Source organism: Kosakonia sp. S42 (genome assembly GCF_016624785.1).
GTDB lineage: Bacteria > Pseudomonadota > Gammaproteobacteria > Enterobacterales > Enterobacteriaceae > Kosakonia > Kosakonia cowanii.
On the sequence record NZ_JACVTW010000040.1, the window covers coordinates 21549 to 28705 of the forward strand.

At 57.3% G+C, this 7157-nt stretch carries 7 protein-coding genes; 4 read left to right on the forward strand and 3 right to left on the reverse strand.

The features are described 5' to 3' along the window. Positions 1 to 18: 18 nt before the first annotated feature. Complete coding sequence (locus IAE50_RS23275) at positions 19 to 687, reverse strand: methionine ABC transporter permease (protein WP_042713275.1); 669 nt, start codon at positions 685 to 687, stop codon at positions 19 to 21. Then, complete coding sequence (locus tag IAE50_RS23280) at positions 680 to 1702, reverse strand: methionine ABC transporter ATP-binding protein (protein ID WP_200581449.1); 1023 nt, start codon at positions 1700 to 1702, stop codon at positions 680 to 682. The genes IAE50_RS23275 and IAE50_RS23280 overlap by 8 nt, the downstream gene beginning before the upstream one ends. A gap of 202 nt (positions 1703 to 1904) precedes the next feature. Here IAE50_RS23280 and IAE50_RS23285 point away from each other — a divergent pair, with 202 nt between their 5' ends. From IAE50_RS23285 to IAE50_RS23295, 3 genes are read left to right on the forward strand one after another with little or no spacing between them, the layout of a single operon-like run. After that, entirely contained in the window at positions 1905 to 2123 is a 219-nt protein-coding gene (locus IAE50_RS23285) for a hypothetical protein (protein WP_200581450.1), read from the forward strand. Continuing rightward, positions 2098 to 3468, forward strand: a complete 1371-nt coding sequence (locus IAE50_RS23290; RefSeq protein WP_200581451.1) for a pyridoxal-phosphate dependent enzyme — start codon at positions 2098 to 2100, stop codon at positions 3466 to 3468. The genes IAE50_RS23285 and IAE50_RS23290 overlap by 26 nt, the downstream gene beginning before the upstream one ends. Positions 3469 to 3478: 10 nt before the next feature. Then, positions 3479 to 4621 (forward strand): PLP-dependent aspartate aminotransferase family protein, encoded by a 1143-nt coding sequence (locus tag IAE50_RS23295; RefSeq protein ID WP_042713277.1) that lies wholly within the window; start codon positions 3479 to 3481, stop codon positions 4619 to 4621. Between the two features lie 10 nt (positions 4622 to 4631). Here the strand turns inward: IAE50_RS23295 and IAE50_RS23300 are convergent, their stop codons facing one another. Continuing rightward, positions 4632 to 5966 carry a sensor domain-containing diguanylate cyclase gene (locus IAE50_RS23300; protein WP_200581452.1) on the reverse strand — a complete coding sequence of 445 codons (1335 nt, stop codon included), beginning with the start codon at positions 5964 to 5966 and terminating at the stop codon, positions 4632 to 4634. A gap of 510 nt (positions 5967 to 6476) precedes the next feature. Here IAE50_RS23300 and IAE50_RS23305 point away from each other — a divergent pair. Further along, a complete protein-coding gene (locus IAE50_RS23305; protein WP_054804557.1) occupies positions 6477 to 7067 on the forward strand; it encodes a nitroreductase family protein in 591 nt (196 codons plus the stop codon). Positions 7068 to 7157: the final 90 nt, after the last annotated feature.

The following is a 7157-nucleotide window of genomic DNA, read 5'->3' on the forward strand; positions in this document are numbered from 1 at the left end:
GTTGTTGGTTTCCAATAGTTATCGTTTATCTAACAGAGAGGTAATCACGTCGCCGCAGAACTGGATGATGAAGACGATGATAAGAATGGTCACCGTCGCCACCAGCGTGACGTCGTTATGGTTCCGCTGGAATCCTTCCAGATAAGCAAGATTGCCCAAACCGCCTGCGCCGATCACCCCGGCCATGGCGCTGTAGCTCACCAGCGCAATCAGCGTCACGGTAATACCGGAGACCAGCGCGGGCGATGATTCGGGAAGCAGCACCCGAAAGACTAAGGTACCGAGACGCGCGCCCATCGAGCGCGTCGCCTCAATCACCCCTTTATCCACTTCGCGCAGCGCAATCTCCACCAGCCGCGCATAGAACGGTGCCGCGCCGACAATCAGCGCCGGTAGCGCCGCGTTAGCACCGAGAATCGAGCCGACAATCGCCTTGGTAAAGGGGATCAACAGCACGATCAAAATGATGAACGGAATCGAGCGAAAGACGTTCACCAGAATCGAAATGACGCTATAGAGCGCACGGTTCTGGAACAGCCCGCCGCGGGCGGTGAGAAACAGCGCCAGCCCAAGCAGAATGCCCAGCACGAAGGTTGCTGCGCCCGAAAGCGCCGTCATATAGAGCGTCTCCTGCGTCGCAGCCCAGAGTTGCTCCCATTTCAGGTGCGGAAAAAGTGATTCAGCCATGGGTCACGACCTCGCTCTCAATGTTGCTCTTGCCGAGATCGGTAAGAATGTTGTTCAGTTGTTCCGGGGTGGCCACCACGTGCACCCATAATTGCCCAAATACGCCGTGCGCCGTCTGCGACATCTTGCCGTGCAGAATGTTAAACGGCAGGCCGTAGCGCAGCGTCAGCTCACCGACAATCGGCTGATGGGTGCTGTGGCCGGTAAAGGTCAGCTTAATCACCGTGCCGTCGAGATCGCTGTTCAGATCCGGATTAAAGGCTTCCTCTTCTTTATACTGGCTCACCTGGCGCACAAACTGTTTGGTGATCGGCTGCTGCGGATGGGTAAAGACCTGCAGTACATCGCCCTCTTCCACCACTCTGCCCTCTTCCATCACCGCGACGCGGTCGCAAATCTTACGCACCACGTGCATTTCATGGGTGATCAGCACAATCGTCAGCTTAAAGCGGCGATTGATATCGAGCAGCAGGTCGAGGATCTGATCGGTGGTTTGCGGGTCGAGCGCGGAGGTGGCTTCATCGCAGAGCAACACATCGGGGTTGTTAGCCAGCGCGCGGGCAATGCCGACACGCTGTTTCTGCCCGCCGCTCAGCTGCGACGGATAGGCATTTTCGCGCCCTTTCAGCCCCACCAGCTCAATCAACTCGGCAACGCGCGTGTTGATCGCTTTCTTCGGTGCACCGGCGATCTGCATGGAAAAGGCGATGTTCTCGCTCACCGTGCGCGACCATAAAAGGTTGAAGTGCTGAAAGACCATGCTGATCTTCAGGCGCGCCTGGCGCAGGGCTTCACCACGCGCGGCGGCAATGTCCTGACCGTTAATCACCACGCTGCCGTTGGTGGGTTTTTCCAGCCCGTTCAATAAGCGGATCAGTGTACTTTTGCCCGCACCGCTGTAACCGATAATTCCATAAATTTGCCCCTGCTCAACCGTCAGATTGACGTTGTCGACGGCGGTAATCGATGCCTTTCCCTGGTCGAAGATCTTGGAGATATTCCTGAGGACGATCATGCGTTGGTATTTTCCGTTTGGCGGTTTAGCAGTATGGATGTCCAGATGATAATAATCAGCCAGCGTTATAATACAAATAACCAAATAGACATTAGATATAGCAGAAAGCGCTAAAAGCGTTATAACGCGGCGTCGCAAACTAAGAATTTATTCAGCATAAGATTGCCGAAAAACGCATAACGACGGCGAACAGGTAAAGATAATGGGTGAAAAAGCGCTAAAAAAGCCTCGTTTTAGCAATATAACCATCCAGACGACTGCACGGCTTGCCGCCCTGATGGCTAAACAGAGCTTTATATTTCCATTCGTTCTAAATACCAAACAAAGATTCTTTAAACACGCAAAAATAGAGACCTATCATCCGCTCACTTCCCTGATTAGCGAGCAAATGGGTTATGTCACTTTCTCATTCAGTAACTGAATTAATTGGTAATACACCGCTGCTGCAACTGCACAAATTACCGACCGGGCCGTGCGAACTGTTTTTAAAACTGGAAAACCAGAACCCCGGCGGCTCGATAAAAGACCGCGTCGCGCTATCGATGATCACTGAAGCTGAGCGGCAAGGCGCGCTGAAACCGGGCGGAACCATTATCGAAGCCACGGCGGGCAATACCGGCCTTGGGCTGGCGCTGATCGCCGCGCAGAAGGGCTACTCGCTGGTGCTGGTGGTGCCCGACAAAATGAGCCGCGAGAAGATTTTCCACCTGCGCGCGCTGGGGGCGAAGGTGGTGATCACCCGCTCCGATGTGAACAAAGGCCATCCGGCTTATTACCAGGATTATGCGCGCCGTCTCGCCGACGAGACCCCGGGCGCGTTCTATATCGACCAGTTTAATAACGCTGCTAACCCGCTGGCGCATGCCACCTCTACCGCGCCGGAACTCTTCGCGCAACTGGAGGGGAAAATTGATGCCATTGTGGTGGGTGTCGGCTCTGGCGGGACACTCGGCGGGTTGCAGGCATGGTTTGCCGAACACTCTCCCGACACCGAATTTGTGCTCGCCGATCCGGCAGGCTCCATTCTTGCCGACCAGGTGGAGACGGGGCGCTACGGCGAACCCGGCGCGTGGCTGGTAGAGGGGATCGGCGAAGACTTTATCCCGCCGCTGGCGCAGCTCAACGGTGTGCGTCAGGCGTTTCGTATTAGCGATAAAGAGGCCTTTGCCACCGCGCGCCTGCTGCTGCAACAAGAAGGCATTCTTGCGGGCTCCTCCTCCGGCACGCTGCTGAGCGCGGCGCTGCGCTACTGCCAGGCGCAAACCTCGCCGAAGCGGGTGGTCACCTTTGCCTGCGACAGCGGCAATAAATACCTCTCAAAAATGTTCAACGATGACTGGATGCGCCAGCAGGGTTTGCTGACGCGCCCGTCGCAGGGCGATCTGACGGACTTTATTGCGCTTCGCCATGACGAAGGCGCAACGGTGACCGCCTCGCCCGACGACAGCCTTGCAACGGTGCTGGCGCGCATGCGGCTGTATGACATTTCGCAGCTCCCGGTGTTGGAAAATGGCCAGCTTGTCGGGCTGGTTGATGAGTGGGATCTGATAAGCCATGTGCAGGGCGACAGCGAGCGCTTCGCCCTGCCGGTGAAGGCGGCGATGACCCGCAATCTGGAAGTGCTGGATAAACACGCGCCGGAAAGCGCCATGCGTGACATTTTCGATCGCGGTCTGGTGGTGGTGATCACCGATAACGGCCGCTTTGTCGGCCTGATAACCCGCAGCGATGTCTTAACAACCTGGCGTAATCGACTGGAACAATAAGGAACACGAGATGAAATTACTGGCTACGCAGAGCGTCCACAGCGGCGTTTTTCACGACCAACACGGCGCGGTGATGCCGCCGATTTACGCCACCTCCACCTTCGCGCAACCGGCGCCGGGGCAGCATACCGGGTATGAGTATTCGCGCAGCGGCAACCCCACCCGCCACACGCTGGAAACGGCGATAGCCGAGCTGGAGGGCGGAACGCGTGGCTACGCTTTTGCTTCCGGGCTGGCGGCGATCTCTACGGTGCTGGAGCTACTGGATAGCGGTAGCCATATCGTGGCGATTGATGATGTTTACGGCGGCACTTATCGCCTGATCGAAAACGTGCGTCGGCGCAGCGCCGGGCTTGAGGTGAGCTGGGTAAAACCGGACGATCTGGCCGGGCTGGAAGCGGCGATCCGCCCTGAAACGCGGATGATTTGGGTCGAGACACCGACCAATCCGCTGCTGAAGCTGGTCGATCTGCAACAGGTTGCGGCCATCGCCAGACGCCATAATGTGCTGAGCGTGGCGGATAACACCTTTGCCTCGCCGGTGATCCATCGCCCGCTTGAACTGGGCTTCGACATTGTGGTGCACTCCGCCACCAAATACCTTAACGGGCACTCCGATGTGGTCGCAGGCCTCGCGGTGGTGGGCGATAACCCGGCGCTTGCCGAGAAGCTGGGCTATTTGCAAAACGCGGTCGGCGGCGTGCTCGATCCCTTTAGTAGTTTCCTGACCCTGCGCGGTATCCGCACCTTGTCCCTGCGCGTTGAGCGCCACAGCAGTAACGCGCTGGCACTGGCCCGCTGGCTGGAGCAGCATCCGCAGGTTGAAAAAGTGTGGTTCCCGTGGCTGGAGTCACACCCGCACTATCAGCTGGCGCGCAAACAGATGGCGCTGCCGGGCGGCATGATCTCGGTGGTGGTGAAAGGGGATGATCCGCGCGCGACGCAGATCATCCAGAAGCTGAAGCTGTTTACGCTGGCAGAGAGCCTCGGCGGCGTAGAGAGCCTGGTGAGCCAGCCTTTCAGCATGACGCACGCCTCCATTCCGCTCGAACAGCGGCTGGCAAACGGCATCACTCCGCAGCTTATCCGTTTATCGGTGGGGATTGAGGATGAAGCGGATCTGATTGCCGACTGGCAACAGGCGCTGTCGTAACAGAGCGCCGTCAGGCGCCCTGCGATGTGGTAGGCATATCTCTGGCAGAGACCACCTGGTTGCGGCCCTGCTTTTTCGCGGCGTAGAGCGCAGTATCCGCCCGGTGAATTAACCCGCTGGCAATCATATGCAGCGGTTTTTCATCAAGGGGCAGGAGATCGCTTTGCAGGGTTGCGACGCCGATGCTGATGGTCAAAAAGCCGGTCGGACTGGCGGCGTGCGGACGCCGGAGGGCGCTGATATCATGCCGTACCCCTTCGGCGACGCGCATCGCCTGCGCCAGGCTGGTGCCGGGCAGGATAATTAAAAACTCCTCCCCGCCGTAGCGGCTGACGTTGTTGTTGCTGCGCAGGCGCGCCGAGGTCAGCGTAGTGGCGACCAGCCGCAGGCAGTCATCCCCCGCCTGGTGGCCCTGCGAGTCGTTGTAGTATTTGAAATAGTCGATATCCGCCAGGCAGACCGAGAGCGGGAACCCCTCCTGCAACGCGCGGTTAATCTCCTGCAACAGGCGCTCATCCATATAGCGGCGGTTAAACAGCCCGGTCAGGTGATCGTGCTGGGCATACTGCTGCAACACCTTATTGGCGTTCGCCAGCTTCTGCTCCGCCAGGCGACGCTCGGTGATATCAACCCAGGTGACCGACAACCCGACCACAATGTCCATCGCATCGCGCACCGGCACCGCCTGGATATCGTAACTGCGATCATGCCAGCTCAGCTCGCGCGACGGCGGCACACCGCCCGCTTTTGCTAAGGCAAAATCGGCAACGAAGAAGGGCCAGAACTCCGGCATCAACTGCTTAAAGTGGCAATGGGTATCTTTTGGCGCGCTGTCGCCGAGCAGTTTCGCCATCGCTTTGTTGAACATCACCAGATGCCCGCGGCTGTCGATCATGCAGAGCGCCACGGCGGTGGTGTCGTAAATGGTCTCCAGTTGCAGCACACGTTCGCCGAGGTTGGAGATATTTCTGTCGATGCCGCGATAACCGCGCAGCTCGCCCTGCTCATCGAAAAGCGGAACGCCGCTGGTCTCCAGCACCACAATGCCGCCATCGGCGCGCTGGTTGCGGTTGACCAGCCCGGAAAAGGCGCGCTTCTCTGCCACGATGGCACCAAATGCCCCCGCAACGCGCTCGGCTTCGCCAGGCGGCATAAAATCGAAAGGCGTTTTGCCAATCACCTCTTCCGGGGAAACACCCAGGAGATCCGTCACCACGTCTGACGACCAGGTATAACGCCCTTGTGCATCCACTTCCCAGACCCAGTCTGAATTATTATTTAATAATTCAAACAGATGGCTGATCTCTTCATCCCTGTGATCGTGCTCTTTTTTATCATTATTCATTTCATTGGTTCCGCATGACCTACTATGCGCTCAATAACAGCTGGAGAAGGTGATGAAGGGGTGAATCATTGACTGCATAAATACTTGCCATAGGCTCTACACTGCACAAATGCAGGATGAAAGAGAAGATGGTCTGCCACAAATTTGCGTAAAAAAAAGCGTCAGAAGCGCCTTTTTTTATCGGGAAAAGGGCTCCGTTCGCCACGACGGATAATAATAGCTGACGGCAAATAACTCCGTTAACCTTTTCGCTGAGCACGCGCGCGCAAGGCGGCGTTAAATACCGCGCTTTCTTTCATCTATTTGCTGAATGGAATCTTATCGGCGTGTGTTGAGATAACTTTGCTATTTTCACCGTTACAGCTCAGAACAGGAGCGCTGTTTATGGATCCGTTTCAGCAAATATTGAAGTCGACTATCGCCCGTACAGAGGTGACGCCGCCCGCCGTAGCGCCGCAAGCGTTGCTGGAAACGGTATTCAACGTACAGACCCTCGTTCCGCGCGTGGAGATGTTTCTTGCGCTGGCGAAAGCGCGCCGCTCGATCTACGCGCTGGGGAAAGATCTGCCGGTATCGCACGAAGAGGCGATCGCCACGATCAAGGAGGCGATCCGCCAGGCACCTTCGGCGTTTCATTCGCAAACTTCACGCGCGCTGATCCTGCTTGATCATGAGCATGAACGCTTCTGGGAGCTGGTGCGCGCGCAGATGCGCAATGTGATCCCGGCGGAAAGTTTTCACGCCACCGCCGATAAGCTCGATGGTTTCAGTGCGGCGGCCGGCACGGTGCTCTTTTTTGAGGATCAGGAGGTGGTGAGCCACCTGCAACGCCAGTATATTGCCTATGCCGAGCACTTCCCGGTTTGGTCAGAGCAGAGCAGCGGCATTGCGCAATACGCGGTGTGGCTGGCGCTGGCGGATAAGCAAATTGGCGCCAATTTGCAGCATTATCACTTGTTGATTGATGCCGATGTGCGCGCCACGTGGAATATTCCCGAGAGCTGGACGTTACGCGCCGAGATGAATTTTGGTGCCATCCTCGCGCCCGCGGAGGAGAAGACGTTTATCGACGACGAGAAGCGATTTATTGTCGCCAGATAAACCGTGGGCCGGATAAGGCTGTAAGCCGCCATCCGGCACCTGCACAACGGCAAAATGCCGGATGGCGCTGCGCTTATCCGGCCTACGCGT